17 protein-coding genes and 1 tRNA gene are annotated in these 19,025 nt (G+C 50.0%); 12 read left to right on the top strand and 6 right to left on the bottom strand.

The genetic code is table 11. From position 1 onward, the window contains the following. Window positions 1–21: 21 nt before the first annotated feature. Both LZ463_RS06695 and LZ463_RS06690 read right to left on the bottom strand, forming a co-directional pair. The gene (locus LZ463_RS06695) at window positions 22–1,668 is read right to left on the bottom strand and encodes a GGDEF domain-containing protein (RefSeq protein WP_241454853.1); all 1,647 of its coding nucleotides are present in this window, start codon (window positions 1,666–1,668) and stop codon (window positions 22–24) included. 69 nt (window positions 1,669–1,737) lie between these two features. Further along, window positions 1,738–2,385, bottom strand: a complete 648-nt coding sequence (locus tag LZ463_RS06690; protein ID WP_241454852.1) for a response regulator — start codon at window positions 2,383–2,385, stop codon at window positions 1,738–1,740. A 163-nt stretch (window positions 2,386–2,548) separates the two neighbouring features. On the opposite strand from LZ463_RS06690, the gene greB reads away from it, so the two are divergent. Further along, the gene (gene greB, locus LZ463_RS06685) at window positions 2,549–3,097 is read left to right on the top strand and encodes a transcription elongation factor GreB (RefSeq protein WP_241454851.1); all 549 of its coding nucleotides are present in this window, start codon (window positions 2,549–2,551) and stop codon (window positions 3,095–3,097) included. Between the two features lie 23 nt (window positions 3,098–3,120). Then, complete coding sequence (locus LZ463_RS06680) at window positions 3,121–4,473, top strand: DUF3422 family protein (protein WP_241454850.1); 1,353 nt, start codon at window positions 3,121–3,123, stop codon at window positions 4,471–4,473. A 19-nt stretch (window positions 4,474–4,492) separates the two neighbouring features. On the opposite strand, the gene LZ463_RS06675 is transcribed toward LZ463_RS06680, so the two are convergent. The 3 genes from LZ463_RS06675 to gmk form a co-directional block, all read right to left on the bottom strand. Beyond that, window positions 4,493–6,793 (bottom strand): RelA/SpoT family protein, encoded by a 2,301-nt coding sequence (locus tag LZ463_RS06675; RefSeq protein ID WP_489686087.1) that lies wholly within the window; start codon window positions 6,791–6,793, stop codon window positions 4,493–4,495. Between the two features lie 69 nt (window positions 6,794–6,862). Continuing rightward, entirely contained in the window at window positions 6,863–7,066 is a 204-nt protein-coding gene (rpoZ, locus tag LZ463_RS06670) for a DNA-directed RNA polymerase subunit omega (protein WP_110253221.1), read from the bottom strand. Window positions 7,067–7,121: 55 nt separating this feature from the next. Beyond that, window positions 7,122–7,766, bottom strand: coding sequence for a guanylate kinase (gene gmk / locus LZ463_RS06665; RefSeq protein WP_241454849.1), 645 nt, complete (start codon window positions 7,764–7,766; stop codon window positions 7,122–7,124). Window positions 7,767–8,141: 375 nt separating this feature from the next. Between gmk and LZ463_RS06660 the strand changes: the two genes are divergently transcribed. After that, window positions 8,142–8,579: a MarR family winged helix-turn-helix transcriptional regulator gene (locus tag LZ463_RS06660; protein ID WP_241454848.1), complete on the top strand. Its 438-nt coding sequence runs from the start codon at window positions 8,142–8,144 to the stop codon at window positions 8,577–8,579. Window positions 8,580–8,765: 186 nt separating this feature from the next. After that, complete coding sequence (locus LZ463_RS06655; protein ID WP_241454847.1) at window positions 8,766–9,530, top strand: alpha/beta fold hydrolase; 765 nt, start codon at window positions 8,766–8,768, stop codon at window positions 9,528–9,530. A 117-nt stretch (window positions 9,531–9,647) separates the two neighbouring features. Here LZ463_RS06655 and LZ463_RS06650 read toward each other — a convergent pair whose 3' ends face one another. Further along, window positions 9,648–10,550, bottom strand: a complete 903-nt coding sequence (locus LZ463_RS06650; protein ID WP_241455148.1) for a YicC/YloC family endoribonuclease — start codon at window positions 10,548–10,550, stop codon at window positions 9,648–9,650. Window positions 10,551–10,692: 142 nt separating this feature from the next. On the opposite strand from LZ463_RS06650, the gene LZ463_RS06645 reads away from it, so the two are divergent. The 8 genes from LZ463_RS06645 (at window position 10,693) to LZ463_RS06610 (ending at window position 18,925) form a co-directional block, all read left to right on the top strand. After that, window positions 10,693–11,703, top strand: a complete 1,011-nt coding sequence (locus tag LZ463_RS06645) for a serine/threonine protein kinase (protein ID WP_241454846.1) — start codon at window positions 10,693–10,695, stop codon at window positions 11,701–11,703. Window positions 11,704–11,791: 88 nt separating this feature from the next. Next, on the top strand, window positions 11,792–12,727 hold the full coding sequence (locus LZ463_RS06640) for a PP2C family protein-serine/threonine phosphatase (protein ID WP_241454845.1): 936 nt from the start codon (window positions 11,792–11,794) through the stop codon (window positions 12,725–12,727). Between the two features lie 5 nt (window positions 12,728–12,732). Then, the gene (gene rph / locus LZ463_RS06635) at window positions 12,733–13,470 is read left to right on the top strand and encodes a ribonuclease PH (RefSeq protein WP_241454844.1); all 738 of its coding nucleotides are present in this window, start codon (window positions 12,733–12,735) and stop codon (window positions 13,468–13,470) included. Then, window positions 13,470–14,069, top strand: coding sequence for an RdgB/HAM1 family non-canonical purine NTP pyrophosphatase (gene rdgB, locus LZ463_RS06630; RefSeq protein WP_241454843.1), 600 nt, complete (start codon window positions 13,470–13,472; stop codon window positions 14,067–14,069). Before rph ends, rdgB begins: the two co-directional genes overlap by 1 nt. After that, complete coding sequence (gene hemW, locus LZ463_RS06625) at window positions 14,066–15,325, top strand: radical SAM family heme chaperone HemW (RefSeq protein ID WP_241454842.1); 1,260 nt, start codon at window positions 14,066–14,068, stop codon at window positions 15,323–15,325. Before rdgB ends, hemW begins: the two co-directional genes overlap by 4 nt. 299 nt (window positions 15,326–15,624) lie before the next feature. Continuing rightward, on the top strand, window positions 15,625–16,773 hold the full coding sequence (locus LZ463_RS06620) for an EAL and HDOD domain-containing protein (RefSeq protein WP_241454841.1): 1,149 nt from the start codon (window positions 15,625–15,627) through the stop codon (window positions 16,771–16,773). Between the two features lie 2 nt (window positions 16,774–16,775). Next, window positions 16,776–18,794 (top strand): putative bifunctional diguanylate cyclase/phosphodiesterase, encoded by a 2,019-nt coding sequence (locus LZ463_RS06615; RefSeq protein WP_241454840.1) that lies wholly within the window; start codon window positions 16,776–16,778, stop codon window positions 18,792–18,794. Between the two features lie 41 nt (window positions 18,795–18,835). Next, window positions 18,836–18,925: transfer RNA gene (locus LZ463_RS06610), tRNA-Ser, on the top strand. The last annotated feature ends 100 nt before the right edge of the window (window positions 18,926–19,025 follow it).

Genomic DNA, 19,025 nt, shown 5'->3' with positions numbered 1-19,025 from the left:
TGACAGTGCCGGTGCAGGAACTCAGCTGGCCTTGATCACCCGGTTTTTGCCAGACTGTTTGGCTTCATACATGGCTCGGTCAGCGCGTTTCAAGGTGGCCTCTTGCGGTTCACCCGGATTGCGCAGGGCGACGCCTGCACTGAACGTGATGAAAAGTCGCTGGTCATTTGCCGTGAAAAAATGTTTGGTTAGCTCCCGCTGTACGCGCATCATTGCCTGCGCTGCTTCTTCCAGCTGGGTTTCTGGCATGATGATGACGAATTCTTCCCCGCCATAACGCGCTACCACGTCAATGGATCTGAGAGTTTGCTTGACTATGCGCACCAGATGTACCAGCGCTTCGTCACCGGCGGCGTGGCCATGGGTATCGTTGAGTTTCTTGAAATTGTCGAGATCAAGCAGGGCGACGCAGAGCGGGGTCTTGCGCCGGTCTGCACGGTCTGCCTCGCGGTCAAAGACGTCATCCATGCCGCGCCGGTTCAGGCTGCCTGTCAGTTGATCTTCCCTGACCAGTTCGCTCATGTGAGCAAGTTTGTTCTCAAGTTCCTTGATGCGCGCTTCTGCTTCGCTGACTTCTTTTTGTGCCGCCACAATCATGTCGCGTGAGCGCAGGGTTTCAGACTGCACTTCTTTGGTCTCACTGAGTATGGTGGCTATCAGGTCACTGACTTCTGCAACGTTCTTGGCCGAACTCAACTGCCTGGAGTAAGTTCCCATTTTATGTTGATAGGCGCCGGTACTGTCAGCCATTGCATTGAGCCTGTCAATAAACGCTGTCATCATGTTCTTGACAGAAGTTTTTGACTCGGCAATGCTGTTTTTTAGTACACCCTGCTTGTAGATCACATCTTTCAGGCTGCGAGTCGCCTCCTGCAGTGCGCGATGATCTATGGGGCCAGCTATCAGGTTCTGTACGACCTCAATCTGACCGCGCAACCAGTTGTCGTTATCGAGCAGGTCATGGATATTGGTCAGCAATAAATCGAACAGGCGTAACAGCAACTCATGTTGTTCTGCACTGTCTCCGCTTTGCAATTCAATCTGGAAGCATAATTGTTTGAGCCGGCTCGCAATTTGATTGAGTTCTGCCTCATTCCCGGCAGTTTTTACTGCATTGCCAAGTTCTTCCGATTCATTGGCCAGGTTGGGGCTTGGTTTTAACAGTGAAGTCAGCGCCAGTGACAAGGTCCTGTACAGCAAGTCCTTCAATATGCGCAAGCGTGGATCTTCTACTGGGCCATCGTCGACCAGTGAAATGTTTTTAACCGGAGCTGGCGGAGGGGCAGGATCAACCAGGCTGATATTGTTGGCTGGCGTAGCAGGTGCAGCCAGAATGCGCTCGGTCAGTTGTGTCAGGCCTTTGCTGTAATCCTGCCAGTTACCGGTTTTGACGGCGCGACTGAAGCGCTGGCCAAAGCTCGCATATTCACCCGTACTGGTTTGCAGGCCGATCGCAAAGCTGGCCAACAGACTTTCTGCCTCAGAAATTTCTGGCAGTTTTTCTGGTACTGCTTCAACTGGCGGCTCTATGACACCGGAGATGTCATTGTAAAGCTTGCGATATGCATCCGGTGTTGGCGCAATTCTTTGTATCGCCAATTGTCTGAACGTCTCGCGCGCAATATCCGTGGGGCTTTTGAATTGCGGATTATTTGGAGTTTTTGACATATTGCTTTGCCAATGGCTTTACGAACAAGAATGCAGCTGATAAAACGGGTATGCTTCGGATATTGCTATTTAGTCTACGAGTTGATTTTTGATGGCATAGTGCGTTAATTCAGCATTGTGCCGCAATTTCATCTTCAAAAGAATTCGCGAGCGATATTCGCTAATCGTTTTTACAGAAAGTGACAATTCTTTCGCAATATCACTGACGGATTTTCCTGATGCGATCAGGGTCATGGTCTGAAATTCGCGGTCGGACAATGACTTATGTGGTGCGTCTTCATTGTCCTGATTGAGATTGTTGGCCAGCTCTTGCGCCAGTTCTGTACTGATGTATTTCATGCCGCGTGCGACCTGTCGTATCGCTTCGAGGATTTTGCTGCTGTGGCATTGCTTGTTTAGAAATCCAGAGGCGCCGGCTTTCAATGCCCGTATTGCATACTGGTCTTCCCTGTGGATGGAAAACATGAGGACGGCGATGCCTGGTTTTTCTGATTTGATCTGTTTCAATACGTCTATGCCATTTTTATCTGGCAGGGCAATATCAAGCAGCATGACCTCAAAATCGAATTGGCGGCTGAGGCGTATCGCTTCCAGCCCGGTTTCTGCTTCGGCAATGACGGCAATATCCGTTGTGTTTGAGATAATGCTCTTGACTCCTTCTCTGACCACAGCGTGATCATCGACGACAAGTACATTGATTGCTGCTTTTTCTGTCATGCAAAATCCATTTCCAGTTCAAGCCACCGCCCCGCTTGCTGATGGAAATAAATCCATTACCCGGGCTTGTGGCGGACAAAATATCTGCCTATTTTATAAGGGATGTGTAGGCTTTCGGTGCCACAAAGAAAATTAATTTAGCCAAGTCCGTTACAATGTCCAGATGAGCAAAGCATTTATCAAAGAATCAGATGCGGATGACGACGAAGGATTCGGTGCGCCACCCATACCTGCCGGCGTCAAAAATTATATGACGCCTGAGGGGCATCATCGTATGAAGACCGAGTTTCTCCATCTGATGGATGTGGAAAGGCCCGAAGTCGTCAATATTGTGCATTGGGCGGCATCGAATGGTGACCGCTCTGAAAATGGCGACTATATCTATGGCAAGCGCCGTCTGAGGGAGATCGACAGGCGCATACGCTTCCTGACGAAACGTCTTGATATTGCCGAAGTGTTTGACCCGCGTATTCACCATGGATCAGACCAGGTTTTTTTTGGCGCTACTGTCACCTATGAAAACCAGCATGGTGAAGAAGTGACTGTCACCATAGTTGGTGTAGACGAATTCGACCCCTTGCAAGGCAAGATCAGCTGGATATCGCCTGTTGCGCGGGCGCTCATCAAGGCCAGGGTGGATGATACTGTGACCCTGCGCACCCCTGGCGGAATAGAGGAGTTGACCATACTCGAGGTTAATTATCCTGAATAAGATTTTTAATTACCTGTAGAAATATGTCTATTGCTTATTCCAAACTCAACCATCCCTTACGCGTGCCACTGGCGGCAGAAGTGCATTCGCGACCATCATTACGTTTGCATGCACCAGAAACATTGACTCATTTTGCCATCTTCGCCAGGAACGATGCGCACCTTGGTGGTGACAATTTATTGACTCAGCAAGTGATACTGGGAGACTTTTGCCGTCACTTTGCGGTGGCAGCACCAGCCGGAGACGCCAAGTATTTTTTCCATGATTTTGGTCGTTTTCGCATGAAATGGGAATGTCACACTGAATTCGCTACTTATACCTTTGTCGAGAATGCCCCTGAACATGAAGGCGGGGGCGGGCAGGAATTGGAACTAGCGCAGATTTTTGCGTCAGCCCCCATTCGCCATTTACCTCAGCAATGGTTGTTTGAATTGCAAGATAAGGTCATGGTGGCGACCCATGTTGCCTTACTGCCTGCCGATCAGGTGCTCAAGCCTTCTGTTCCAGTCAGGCAAATCTTTGAGGGTGGTGTTGTGGTCGGTAGTGAAGTTTTGAGCAGGGGGACGGTCTGGACCGATTTTCTGATACAGGCGGATGGTTTCAGTCGTTTCATCGTCAGTGATAATGGCTTTATTGATCAACAAGCTGGCCGTACCGTGCAGCGCCTGCTCGAAATTGAGACCTACAGAATGATGGCATTGCTGGGTTTGCCATATGCGCAAAAGGCATCTCCGATACTGAGCGCCATTGAAAATGAGCTGGTTACCCTGACTTCTGCCCTGACCATGGCCAGCAGTGTCAGTGGTGAGATGAGTTCCACCGAGGCTGAGCAAAATCTCTTGCGCCATATTATTGACCTGGCCGTCCGCACGGAAAAGCTGACGCTGGAAAATAGTTACCGTTTTGCCGCATCGAAAGCGTACTACAAACTCGTGCAGTCACGTATAGGTGAGTTACGTGAATTCCGCATAGAAGGGGTGCCAACGGTGCAGGAATTCATGGACAGGCGCTTGGCGCCAGCCATGAATACCTGCGAAGCTATTGTTCGCCGCCAGGAGACTTTGGCCGAACGTATTGCCAATACCAATGATTTGTTGCGTACACGCGTAGGCATCGTGCAAGAGCAGCAGAACCGCAAAATATTACAAAGCATGAATGCACGTGCAGCACAACAACTGCGTTTGCAGCAGGCAGTCGAAGGCTTGTCAGTAGTTGCCATTAGTTATTACATGACGGGCCTGGTCTATTACGGCGCAAAAGGATTGAAATCGCTGGGCTTGCCCATCAATCCGGACATGGCTGCCGGTTTGTTGTTGCCGGTAATTGCCGGTGTGGTTTGGTGGGGATTGCGCAAGCTGCACAAGCAGATGCATTGAGGATGAATGCGCGTGGCGTTCAGCCATGTTCCCTGATGATGCGTGACACGCCGGCCAGGTGCTTGATGTTGCGCATGATCCTGGCCAGGTGGGTACGATCTTCAATCTGTATCGTAAAATGAATATTGGTCATGTCATTGGCGTCGCCGTCCTCCATGTTGACATGGCTGATATTGGCATCTGACTCGCCAATTTCGGCAGCGATACGGGCGAGGGCACCACGTTCATTGGTGACAGTTACCGCAATGCGGCAATCAAAGCGACGGTTCAGGTCCTCGCCCCAGTTAACATCTATCCAGCGGTCTGGTTCTTTGATGTGCAGGCGTTTTGCATGCTCGCAATCATCGGTATGGACGACCAGACCCTGGTCACGTTTAAGCTGTCCGACGATGCCATCACCTGGTATGGGCAGGCAACATGGTGCCAATTGCACGGACAGACCTTCACTACCATAGATGATGACAGGGTCGCGTTTGGTCGAAACCTTGTCACCATACTGCTGGAACGGGATGGAAGGCGAATCATCTTCGACCAGGTCGAGTATGTGTCTTGCCACCAAAGCAGCCATGCGCTTGCCTATGCCTATGTCGGTATGGATTTCTTCCATGGACTTGGCGCTGGATTCATTGAGCAGTTTATCGATCAGACTTTCTGGCAAATCCGGATTGAGGTTGACGGCGACTAGCGCCTGCGCCAGCAATTGCTTGCCCAGTTCTGTCGATTCGTTGAGGTTGATCGTGCGCAGATAATGGCGGATCGCTGATCTTGCCTTGCCTGTGCGTACATAGGTCAGCCAATTCGGGGTCGGGCGTGAATTGGGTGAGGTGATGATTTCAACGATATCGCCATTCTTCAGTTCAGAGCGCAGTGGCACCGGTTCATGATTGATGCGGGTGGCAATCGCCTGGTCACCGATATCTGTATGAATGGTGTAGGCAAAGTCCAAAGCTGTTGCTCCGCGTGGCAGGGCAATAATTTTGGATTTTGGGGTGAAGACATAGACAGAATCAGGGAACAGGTCGATTTTGACATGCTCAAGGAATTCAGCCGAGTCACCAGTCTGCTTTTGAATATCCAGCAGGGATTGCAGCCAGGCGTGGGTGCGTTGCTGCAAATCGGTCAGGCTGCCTTCTTCATTCTTGTATAGCCAGTGGGCGGCAACACCGGATTCTGCAACGTGGTGCATGTCACGTGTACGTATCTGGAATTCAACGGGTGTGCCATAGGGGCCAATCAGGGTGGTGTGCAAAGACTGGTAGCCATTGGTCTTGGGAATGGCAATATAGTCCTTGAACTTGCCTGGCATAGGCTTGTACAGGCCATGCAGGCTGCCAAGAGCATAATAACTGTCACGCAAATCACTGACAACAATGCGGAAGCCATACACGTCCAGCACCTGCGAAAAACTCAGGTGCTTGTCATGCATCTTGCGATAAATACCGTACAAGGTCTTTTCACGGCCATAGACTTCTGCTTTCAGGCCGGCTTCGATCAAGGCAGTCTTGACTGCTTCCATGATTTTGTTAACCACTTCACGGCGGTTGCCGCGCGCAGCCTTGACCGCCTTGGACAAGGTGCGGTAGCGCATGGGGTAAAGATGTGAAAAAGCCAGGTCCTGTAGTTCGCGATAGATATTATTGAGCCCCAGCCTGTGGGCTATGGGTACGTACACATCCATGGTCTCGCGCGAAATACGACGCTTCTTTTCAGCAGACATGACACCGAGGGTACGCATATTGTGCAGACGATCTGCCAGTTTGACCAGGATCACACGCACATCGCGCGCCATGGCCAGCAGCATTTTGCGGAAGTTTTCGGCCTGGGCTTCTATCTGACTCTGGAATTCGATCTTTTCCAGTTTGGAAAGACCATCGACCAGTGTCGCCACAGGTGCGCCAAAGCGTTCAATTAACTCATCTTTTTTGACGTCCTGGTCTTCCATGACGTCATGCAGGAGTGCTGCCATGATGGCTTGTACATCAAGCTTCCATTCTGCGCAGATTTCTGCGACAGCGATGGGGTGGGAGATATAGGGCTCGCCAGACTTGCGTACCTGGCCCAGGTGCATCTCATCAGAAAAACGATAGGCTTCCTTGACCAGCTTCAATTCGCTGGCGGACATGTATTCGCTGATGCGGTTGGTTAATGCGGTGATTGAGGCAACGCCAGTGTTGGTCGATGAAGCGCGCACGGCATCAATGTCGTCAAGTGGGGATGTGTGCCTGCCATTGGTGCTGCGCTTGGTTGCAAGCGCAGCCACAACTGCGGCTGCCTCGGCCGGTTGGTTGTCCAGAGATGAATGACTGTCATTGAGGTTCATTCTGTGATGTCCCGGCCGGATAAACTGGCTTTTAAAGGTGGAGCGGCTGAAGTGCAGGCGCGCAGTTGTTTAAACCGGAACCTTTTTCAACATTTCTATGCCGACTTTGCCTTCAGCGATTTCACGCAGGGCGATCACGGTAGGTTTGTCTTTGGAATCAACCTTGGGTGTATGGCCTTGCAGCAACTGACGTGCACGATAAGTTGCGCACAGTGTCAACTGGAAGCGGTTAGGGATTTGTTTCAATGCGTCTTCAATGGTAATACGTGCCATATTTTTTCCTAAATTACTTAATTGTGCTTAATGTCTTACTCGATGGGTTTGCGAATCAACTCAGATTGGCATGGATGCCAAGTTGGGCAAACAGCTCGTAGTGGCGTGTTGCCTGTTGTGCAAATCGGCAGCGCGTGGCTTTCACGATTGCATTCAATTCTGACAAGGCTGTTGCAAAGTCTTGATTAATAATAACATATTCGAACTCCGGGGAGTGCGCCATTTCACCGCCGGCAGCCAAAATACGCTTGGTGATGACATGCGGTTCATCCTGGCCCCGTTTTTTCAGGCGCTCTTCCAGTGCCGGGATCGAAGGTGGCAGGATGAAAATGCCAACGGCCCCCGGGAATTGTTTTCTGACCTGTTGTGCACCCTGCCAGTCAATTTCCAGCAAGACGTCTGTGCCTGAACGCATCTGATCTTCAATGACAAGACGCGATGTGCCGTAGTAGTTGCCATGTACTTCAGCCGACTCAAGAAACTCCCCCTGCGCCTTGCGCTTGAGAAAATCTTCTGTAGTCGTAAAATGATATTCACGGCCATCCTGCTCGCCGGGGCGGGGAGGGCGCGTTGTGTACGAAATTGACAGCTTGATCGCAGGTTCCTGGGACAGCAAGGCATTCACCAGTGTCGATTTACCTGCACCAGAGGGGGCTGCGACGACGAAGAGACTGCCGGCAGTCGAATTTTTGGCTTGCATGGGTCTGTCCTCCGTTGCGGTTGATCAGGGTTGTCAATAAAAGAGTGCAAGTCGCGCAGCCAAACTCCTGATTGGGTTTGTGCAGGCTATATTCATGCGCGCCGTTATCACTTTAAATCATTTCCCTGAGAAAATAGTGGCGGGAGTATAAGCAAATGCGTCTGCTAATTCAAGGATCATGGAAATTTTGCGCAAGCTTTTTGGCTATTGCATGAAATTGCCGTACGTTTACCTCTGATGCCTGAAGCTTCCATGCATGACCTATTCTACCAAGTGACCGGGATTCTCGCATGTCTTTAAGAGGGAGGGGCATAGATTTGCACTTGTATAGTCTTCTGCGCTAAGCTGCCAGGATTCGTATCCACCGTATTGCACATGACGACTGATTTACATCCACCCTTGCTGGCACAACACCTGTGCTTCAAACTGTACTCGACTTCGCTGAAGATGACGCAGTTGTATAAGCCTTTGCTGACTGAGTTGAAACTGACTTATCCGCAATATCTTGTGATGGTTGTGCTGTGGGAAGAGGAGGGGCTAGGCATCAAGGATGTGGCAGAACGTCTGCAGCAGGATCCGGGTTCCATTACTCCACTTGTCAAACGTCTCGAGGCGGGGGGCTATGTGATCCGGGCGCGTGATCCCGCCGATGAGCGAAATCGCGTCCTGAGTTTGACCCAGGCAGGGAAGGATTTGCGCGCTGATGGTGTTCGTATCAGTCAATGCATTGCCCTGGCTTGCGGCATTAGCCTGGCGGATGCGGAACAATTGAGTATAGGGCTTGATTTGTTGAATAAGAACTTGGGTGAGTGATTGTTTTGATATATGGGTAGTTTGAGTAGCTAGATAATTAGTGTATTAATTATTTGTGTAAAATAAATTTGCGTGCTATATTTCGCCGGCTGTCAAATATCCTGATAACGAAATGCCAGGTATTTAATTGGTGTGCTAAATATTACTTAATTATTACTTATTGAAATTTAATTTACCGGGTGTAATATGAAAAATTCATTCAAGCAAGTTCTTCTGATTTCTACAGCCTTAAGTTTGCCCGCCTTGCCGGCCCTGGCAGAAACAACAGCAGTCAGTGACACCACAGTAGTATTGGTCCATGGGGCTTTTGCCGATGGTTCCAGTTGGGAGAAAGTTGTCCCGCTGCTGCAAGCCAAGGGCTTGAAAGTTGTCGCTGTACAAAACCCCTTGTCCTCACTGGCTGATGATGTCGCCGCTGCACAGCGCGTTATTGATGCGCAAACGGGCAAGGTTGTGCTGGTCGGGCACTCATGGGGTGGAGCAGTGATTACCCAGGCGGGCAGCAGTGACAAGATCAAGGCTCTGGTCTATGTGGCTGCTTTTGCACCTTCCGAAGGAGAGTCTTTGGGTGGTTTGGGCATGGATTATCCGGTTCCGCCTGGCATTGCATCATTGAAGCCGGATGCGGCAGGTTATCTCAGCTTGTCTGAAGAGTCACTGGCAATTAACTTTGCTCAGGACTTGCCGGCAAAAACGACCAAAATCATGTCGGCAACTCAAGGGGCTCTGCCAGCCAAGGTCTTTGGTGAGGCAGTCAGTTATGCAGCGTGGAAAAACAAACCTAACTACTATATCGTTGCCAGCAAGGATCGCATGATAGATCCGGGGCTGCAACGTGATTTTGCCAAAAAAATCAACGCCACGACGACGACATTGCCAAGCAGCCATGTGCCCATGTTGTCGCAACCCAAACAAGTCGCCGACGTCATTCTGGCTGCAGCAAGTCGCTAATACTTCTTGAAAGATGAAATGGATCTGAGAGTGAGTTGAACGTGTGCGATTTGGACGCGCATACCAGGCTTGCAATGCAGTAGCTTCAGCATGGCAAGCCTTGTTGCTTTATCTGGTTTATTCCAGATTTTGTACCTGCTCGCGCATTTGTTCTATCAGCAGCTTCAATTCCATTGATGCATCTGACAGTTCTTTCGAAGCAGCTTTGGAACCCAGGGTATTGGCTTCACGATTCAGTTCCTGCATCATGAAATCGAGGCGCTTGCCGACCTGGCCGCCTTTTTTCAGGATATGCCGGGTTTCGCTGAGGTGGGCGGACAGGCGCGCCAGTTCTTCTGCTACATCCACACGTATGCCATAGACGGTGACTTCCTGACGGATGCGATCAAGCGCCTCTTCTCTGGTGATAGTCTGGCCGGCATTGCTGCCGCTCGATTGCAGCGCCAGGCCCAGTGCTTCTTCCAATCTGGTTGTCGCTTTTTGCTGGAACTGTTGAACAACCATCGGCATCAGCGGCGTGATCCTGGTGACAATTTCTTCCATGGCCGCAATGCGGCTCAATAATACCTGCTCCAGTGCCGCGCCTTCACGTTCACGGCTGACGACAAAAGCATCAAGGGTGCGGTTGATTGTGTCATTGATAGCGTTTTGCAGTGATTCTGCATTGATTTCGCTTTCTTCTATGACGCCTGGCCAACGCAGGATTTCATTGACACTAAAAGGTACAGCCTCAGGGAATTGCTGTTTCAGGCTCGATTGAAAGCCGGCCAGCTGCTCAAGAATGCTGGTATTAAGGCTTTTATTGTGGCTCTCTGTCAGTTTTTTGCCAAAACTGAAGCGGCATTCAACTTTGCCGCGTGCAAGCCTGCGCGTCAGCGCCTCACGAAACTGTGATTCAACCGCACGAAATTCATCATTGATGCGAAATTGCAGGTCCAGGAAGCGTGAATTGACGCTTTTAATTTCGATTGTGATGGTGCCGGCATCGGTTTCGTTGGTGCTGGTCGCATAACCAGTCATGCTAAAAATGCTCAAGGTATTTCCTCAAAAAGGAGTGAACTGTTGGTTAGTTTGGCAAAATTGCGCAATAGACACTAGGATATTCTTTACAAATACCGCAATAATCAACACAATCCGTTTTGTATAGTGAATTGGATGATTGATGGCCGCACAAAATAACGCACCTCTGCCAGATGGACTTGAAATTGCCGGATACCGCATTGTAAAGAAAATTGCGTCCGGTGGCTTCAGTATTGTGTACCTGGCTTCTGATGAAGATGGCAACGCTGTTGCAATTAAAGAATATCTGCCCAGCTCTCTGGCTTTACGACAGCAGGGCGAGCTGGTACCAGCGATTTCCAATGAAAATTTGCCGATTTATCGCATAGGATTGAAATGCTTCTTTGAAGAGGGCCGGGCGCTGGCACGTATTTCCCATCCGAACGTGGTGAGCGTTATCAATTTTTTCCGCGCCAATGAGACCGTATACATGGTCATGGCTTATGAATCGGGGCGTTCACTGCAGGAACACATCCTGCGTCGTCGTGACAAAGGGGAAAAGCCGCTGGTGTCCGAGCGTTTTATTCGCCGTATGTTCAATCAGGTCATGAATGGCTTGCGTGAAGTGCATACGAACAAGCTGCTGCACCTTGATTTAAAGCCAGCCAATATCTACCTGCGCCTGGATGGTACGCCGATTTTGCTGGATTTTGGTGCTGCCCGTCAGACCTTGAAAACGGATATCCCCAAGCTCTATCCTATGTATACACCCGGATTCGCGGCGCCTGAGCTGTACCAGAAAAATGGTAATCTTGGCCCCTGGACTGATATATACAGTATTGGCGCTTCCATTTTTGCCTGTATGGTCGGTGCGCCTCCACAACCGTCGGACCAACGCAAGACTGGTGATAAGATGGAGGGGCATTATCGCAAACTGGAAGGTTTGTACTCATCTGAATTGATCGAAGTCGTGCGCTGGTGTTTGCAGTTGGACCCGCTGGAACGTCCGCAAAGCGTATTCGCCTTGCAGAAAGCACTGGCAATCCAGGCTCAGCCACAGAGGGAGTTGACCTTCATGGAAAAACTGAACCTGAAGATCACAACCCTGTTTGGCAGAAAAAGAAAGAAAGTGGAAAGCGACCATACAACCATACAGGAAAGCACCTTGCATTGAATGCAAACTTTTGAGGTTGGCTGGGCAGGTAAAGGCTTGCCCCTGGTCAGCTCCTATTAACAGAATTATTTGGTTTTAATCATATCTCATGCGTTTTTCCGTTTATCAAGAAAGTCATATTGGTGGCCGCAAGGTCAACCAGGATCGAATGGGGTACAGCTTTACCCGCGATTCGATATTGCTTTTGCTGGCGGATGGCATGGGTGGTCATATCATGGGCGAAATGGCAGCAGCCATTGCCATGCAAACCATAGGCAACCTCTTCCAGCAGCAGGCCCATCCCATGATAGGGCGGCCCGAGCGTTTTATGGAAGACAGCTTTCTGGCTGCCCATCAAGAAATTCATCGTTACCGTGCGATCAATAATCTGCATGAAACACCGCGTACGACCATTGTGGCCTGCCTGATACAGAACGGCTATGCCTACTGGGCACATTGTGGCGATTCCCGCTTGTACTGGATACGTCAGGGGCAGATTTTATTGCGCACCAAGGACCATTCCCGTCTGGAAACATTGATTGCCCAGGGTAAAGTTGATCCGGCAGAAAGGCATAGCCACCCTGACCGCAACAAGTTGTTCAATTGCCTTGGTGCGCCTAATGCACCTATCGTCGAATTGTCCAGGCGAGCAGTATTGCAACCTGGTGATTTGATTTTGCTGTGCTCTGATGGTTTGTGGTCAGTCCTGCCTGACCATATGCTGGCTCAGCGTCTGCATGACCACACCATTGTACGCGCTGTGCCTGAACTGATACGTTCAGCTGTTGATATCGCTGGCAAGCAAAGTGACAATGTCACAGCGCTGGCCATGATGTGGGAAGGCGATGACCGTATGGACAATTCCACCATCATCTCCACCAACACTTTGCCCATAGGCTCTGTGACGACAACCATTCAGGCCCCCGTAGACGCCGAGATGGAAACCACGGATGGCGATGTTTTTAACGACGCCGAAATTGAAAAAGCTATTGCGGAAATACGCAATGCAATACATAAATCATCTCGCATTACTTCCAAGAACTAAACATCATGTCAAACACATTCCGCCCTAGCGGGCGTGCGCCGGACGCATTGCGTCCGGTTGTCATCAGTCGTCATTTTACCAAGCATGCAGAAGGCTCGGTCATGATAGAGTTTGGTGATACCAAAGTGATCTGCACTGCCAGTATAGAAGACAAAGTGCCGGGTTTTTTAAAGGGTAAGGGGCAGGGCTGGATGACAGCGGAATATGGGATGCTGCCACGTTCTACGCATAGCCGTATGGATAGGGAAGCCGCCAAAGGCAAACAGTCTGGTCGCACACAGGAAATCCAGCGGCTTATCGGCCGCTCCCTGCGTTCAGCTTTTGATCTGGACGCTTTTGGCGAGCGCACCCTGCACATTGATTGTGATGTGATTCAGGCCGATGGCGGTACACGTACTGCTTCTATCACCGGCGCCATGGTGGCCGCCTATGATGCATTTTCAGCTTTGGTTGAACGCGGTGTCATTGCTTCTGTCCCGGTCAAACACTTTGTTGCGGCGATCTCCGTTGGTGTATACCAGACCCATCCTGTGCTCGACCTCGATTATCTTGAAGATTCTCAATGCGATACCGACATGAATGTCGTCATGACGGAAAACGGTGAATTTGTTGAAGTGCAGGGCACGGCAGAAGGAGAAGCATTTGATCGTAGCACCATGAACGCCATGCTTGATCTGGCGCAAGAAGGTATTACTGATCTGATTGCCCTGCAGAAAGAAGTACTGGGTTTGCAGGTGAATTGATGGAAGGCAATACCTTGAATCGCAAGATCGTTCTGGCTTCCAATAACCAGGGTAAGCTCAAAGAGTTTTATCAGATATTGTCGCCTTTGGGCATAGACCTGAGGGCGCAGTCTGAATTCCAGGTGTCTGAAGCTGAAGAGCCTTATCCCAGCTTCATAGAAAATGCGCTGACCAAGGCACGTCACGCTGCACGCCTGACCGGACTGCCTGCACTGGCAGATGATTCCGGCATCTGCGTCAATGCCTTGCAGGGCGCGCCAGGCGTCTATTCGGCCCGCTATGCAGGTGAGCCCAAGTCTGATCTGCGCAACAACCAGAAATTGATTGCAGATTTGGCTGGCAGTTCAGACAAGTCAGCCTATTATTACTGTGTGCTGGTCTATGTGCGGTCAGAAACTGATCCGCAGCCCGTCATTGCAGACGGTGTCTGGTCAGGGGAGTTGATTGTCGAACCACGAGGCGAAAATGGTTTCGGGTACGACCCGCATTTTTACTTGCCAGCACTGAATAAAACCGTGGCAGAACTGTCTGCTGCAGAGAAAAATCTATTGTCGCATCGTGGGCAGGCTTTGCGTGCCCTGGTCGAAAAGCTCAGATGATACCGATCAAGCCGGTTACGGCAATCAAAGCAACTGCACCTGTAAAGCGGGACTTGTCTGATGTCCCGCAGGATGTAACCAGTCAATATCTGGCAGCGGGTAGTCTGAATTTAACGCAGTTGCCGCCTTTGTCACTGTATGTACACTTCCCATGGTGTGTCAGGAAATGCCCCTACTGTGATTTCAATTCGCATGAGGTGCGTGGCAGCTTCGATGAGACAGGCTACCTGAATGCCTTGCGCGCAGATCTGGAAGCAGCCTTACCCCTGATCTGGGGGCGCAAGATTTACACCATTTTTATCGGTGGTGGCACGCCCAGTTTGATGTCGGCTGCCGGTCTTGATCGCCTGTTGTCGGACGTACGTACCTTGCTGCCACTTGATGGTGCTGCCGAAATTACCATGGAGGCCAATCCCGGTACCTTTGAGGCAGAAAAGTTTCGTTCATACCGTCAAAGCGGTATCAACCGTTTGTCTGTGGGAATACAAAGTTTCAATTCCCGGCATTTATCCGCTTTGGGTCGTATCCATGATGGCGACGAAGCCAGGCGCGCGGTAGAAATTGCGCAGACAAATTTTGATAATTTCAATCTGGACCTGATGTTTGCCTTGCCAGGGCAAACTCTGGATGAAGTCAGGCAAGACGTGGAAACAGCAATTGCGCTGGCGCCACCACATCTGTCGCTGTATCACCTCACACTGGAGCCGAACACTTACTTTGCCAAATACCCGCCTGTCATACCTGATGATGACCTCAGTGCAGAAATGCAAGACCTCATCCATGGAAAGATGGCGGCAGCAGGTTATGGCAACTATGAAGTGTCAGCTTATGCGCAGGTAAAGCGTGAATCGCGTCACAATCTCAATTACTGGAATTTTGGCGATTACCTTGGCATAGGTGCGGGTGCACATTCGAAAATTTCCTTTCCTCACCGGGTTATCCGCCAGGCGCGTTACAAGCAACCGCAGACGTATATGGAAGCTGTTGCACAAGGCAACGCTGTACAGGAATCTTATGAAATAGAAGCCGCAGACATGGGCTTTGAATTCATGTTGAATTCGCTACGCTTGCAACAGGGATTCAAGGTCGCTCTCTTCCAGGAGCGCACCGGCTTGTTGCTCAATACAATAGAAAAAGAATTGCGCGAAGCAGAGCAAAAAGGTCTGCTGTACCGTGATCATGAACTAATCACACCTACTTCTTTAGGCAAGCGGTTTTTGAACGATTTGCAACAGATTTTTTTAAAGGCTGAATAGATCAGTTTTGTAGACTCCTTAGTTGCTTTGGTCTGGCGCGCAACAAGGGGAAATTACTTTGCCCTCGATTCTGGTTTGTCAGCGTTCTTCAAAAAACGAATTGAATTTTTATAGCTGTTTCATATATTTACATGGTATCGGTTCGTTTTTAGAGCGAAATATTACAGAATCTAAAGTGTTGCATTAAATGTTGTTGCAATTGGTCAAATCTCAAATTAATATTTGTAGCATTTTTTTGTAACAATTGATGTCTGCACCCTATGACTCAGACCAGAGGAATTGGCACGTTTTTGCCAGTGATGAACAGCAAACAGCAAGTGCTTGCCCTGCAAGCTGATTTTGGCGATCAGCCAGTCAGTGAGGTCATTGCTATACTACAGTTTCTGAACGAAAAAGAAGTTTTCTCCAGGTTGTCTGGCCTGACATTATTGGTCCGGGTTTCTGACATTGCATTAATTCCTGCTGATATTGATACCCGGTTGCCGCTTACACGCTTGGTTCTGTGCGTGCCAGAAGCAAAGACACAAGACCAGGAATCGCAACTCCGTCTCAAGCATTTCAGTTCGCTGGGCGTGCATTTCATGATTGACGAATTTCATGGTGGCAATTCAACCTGGGATGGTGTCAAGAAAATTGCTGTCGATTGCGGCAAAGGCATTCCTGCCTCAATCAAACCCTGGCTCTCACGTCTGCATGGCGGTAACAGTCTTGCACAAAACCTGTCGACAGCACATGCTCAGGAACAGGCGAATGAAGCCGGATTCAAATGGTTTTCTGGTGACTATGCTTTCAATCCACCAGTCAATGGCAAGTCAGCAGATGCCAGTGCCAGAACACGCTTGTTGAAACTATTAGGGCTGGTGGCGCGCGATGCCGAATCGCGAGAGCTCGAAGAATTGTTTAAGCAGGACGCTACGCTCTCTTTCATGTTGTTCAAGCTCGTCAGTTCCGCTGCTTTTGCACAGACAGTGCGTGTGTCAAGCTTTGGTCAGGCAATCAATTTGCTGGGACGCAGGCAATTGCAAAGATGGCTGCAATTATTGTTGTATGCGCGTCAGCAGGAGCATGCCGGCAGTTTGAATCCATTGATGCCGCGCGCCGCTTTCCGTGCCAGCTTGATGGAGACAATCTGCCAGAAGCAGGGCGGCAATAAAGACCAGCTTGATTGTGCCTTCATGGTTGGCATGTTTTCCCTGCTTGATAAATTATTCGGCAATCCCTTGATCGAAGTCTTGCAGCCCCTGAACCTGAATGTAGAAGTTCTGGATGCACTGTTAAACAAGACTGGCCCGCTCGGCAAGTCTCTTGATCTGGCAGAAAGGGCAGACAGGGCATATACACTCCACCACGCCGAACTGATATCCAGACTTGGATTATCAACTGACGATTACTACGACTGTATGATCACTGCCTACGCCTGGGTAAATCAAATCTGCCAGGACATGTAAGCATGAGCATGCCGCCAGCGATTGAGTATCTCGAAGTCGGTGCTAGTCTGGGAGAAGCCGTCCTATGCCTGAAGGGAGCAGAACTTGATGCTGCCCTGAACCGCATCGTCAGGGATGTCTTTCGTGATGCCAATGTTGCATTCAGACGGGGCAAACCAGAAGAACAGGGTACTGCTGACCATGTACATTTCGTGGTTGCTCCGGAGACTTATTACGCCTTGTCTGGAAAAAAAGGGCGCATCAATGAAGCCGATATTGCTAAGCTGAACCTGCTTGCCAGCCTGACTGCGCAATTGTTTTCCACCCGCGCACGACTTGATCAGGAACAGCAGGCAAGCACGCAGGAACAGTGGCAGCAGACACAGATCATTGAGCACATACATGAATCTGTCATCACCATGGACTTGGCTGGTTTCATCATCAGCTGGAATCGTGGCGCACAAAAATTGTTTGGTTATACCGCCGAAGAAGTCATAGGCAAGAATATCCTCTTCCTTTATGAAGAGCAGGATAGCGATGGTGAACTTCTCTATGACAGTTTTCTTGAACACGGCGGCCGTGAAATGGAAGTGCGCCGCAAGAAAAAATCGGGTGAAGTGTTTTGGGCCAGTCTTAATCTGTCACCATTATGTGACGCAAGTGGGATGGCTATAGGCATCATTGGCTATCTGAGCGATATCACCGCCCGTAAAGACGCAGAACAAAAAATCAATCACCTGGCGTATTATGACGCCCTGACCAATCTGCCGAATCGTAGCCTGTTCCGGCAACTGGTTGATAATGCCCTGTTGCAATCGCAAAGAAACAGTTCCAGCGCCGCCATCATCTTTATCGACCTGAACCGCTTCAAGCTCATCAACGATACCCTGGGACACGATATAGGTAATGAACTGCTGCGCCAGGTTGCTGCACGTTTCCAGTTGACCCTGCGTGAGAACGATATTGTCGCCCGTCTTGGCAGTGATGAATTCGCGATTGCCTTGCTTGATATCAACCAGCACTTCCAGGCAAGCATGGTGGTGCAAAAACTGCTGCATGCCCTGAATGACGCCTTTATGGTTGCCGGGCATGAATTACGTGTCGGTGCCAGCATAGGTATTAGTGTCTTTCCACAAGATGGCAGCGAAGCCAATGCCCTGCTGCAAAAAGCCGATATAGCCATGTACAAGGCCAAGCGTGGCGCAGGCAACGCCTCGGGTAGCTTCATGTTCTATAGCGACAGCATGAACCAGAGCATGGCCGGCAGGTTGTACCTCGAATCAAGCATGCGCAAGGCATTGGAGAACCACGAATTTTATCTGCAGTATCAACCTAAGGTTGACATCAAGAGCGGCAAGATCATAGGAGCAGAAGCGCTGGTGCGCTGGCAACGCCCTGATAAAGGCCTTATTTCACCCGCAGAATTCATCCCGGTCGCCGAAGAAACCGGTCTGATATTACAGATCGACGCCTGGGTCCTGGATACTGCCTGTGCCCAGGCCCGGCAATGGCAGGACAATGGCGTGATGCCATTCCGTATTGCTGTCAATGTCAGCGCCAGGGAATTCACCAACAACCTGCCAGTACGCGTCAAAGAAGCACTGCAACGCCACCAGATATCACCAGAATGGCTGGAGCTCGAAATTACCGAAAGCATGCTCATGCACAGCGCAGAGAGCGTGATCGCCATCATGGAGCAAATCACCGCCCAGGGCGTGGTCCTGGCGCTTGATGACTTTGGGACAGGCTATTCCAGTCTGTCCTACCTGAAGCGTTTCCCTATCAAGACACTGAAAATCGACCGCTCCTTTATTCAGGGGATACCTGCCGATAAAAATGATTGCGCCATCGCTGGCGCGATTATTTTGATGGCCAAGCAACTGAATCACAAGGTCATCGCAGAAGGCGTAGAAACCCGGAAGCAGCTTGATTTCCTGATCAGGGCAGACTGCGACGAAGTACAGGGATACCTGTATTCCAGACCGGTCAGCGCTGAGCAATTGCTGGTCTTGTTGAATAAAGGCTTTCTTTTTAAGGATTGATCCTTGCCCAATACTCGCATAAAGGTTATACTGATGAGCTCGGAAGCTTGGCAGAGCGGTTGAATGCACCAGTCTTGAAAACTGGCGAGGTGTTAAAGCCTTCGTGAGTTCGAATCTCACAGCTTCCGCCAAAGAATACGAAAAAGCCCTTGATTTTCAAGGGCTTTTTTCTTTTTTGGCTTCTAATTCTTATCGATGGTCTGATGCTTAAATTGCAAAAAATAGGCTGAG

Source organism: Undibacterium paludis, from assembly GCF_022568815.1.
GTDB lineage: Bacteria > Pseudomonadota > Gammaproteobacteria > Burkholderiales > Burkholderiaceae_D > Undibacterium.
The sequence above is the reverse complement of the archived record's forward strand: the minus strand, read 5'-3'. Positions and strand labels throughout refer to the sequence as shown.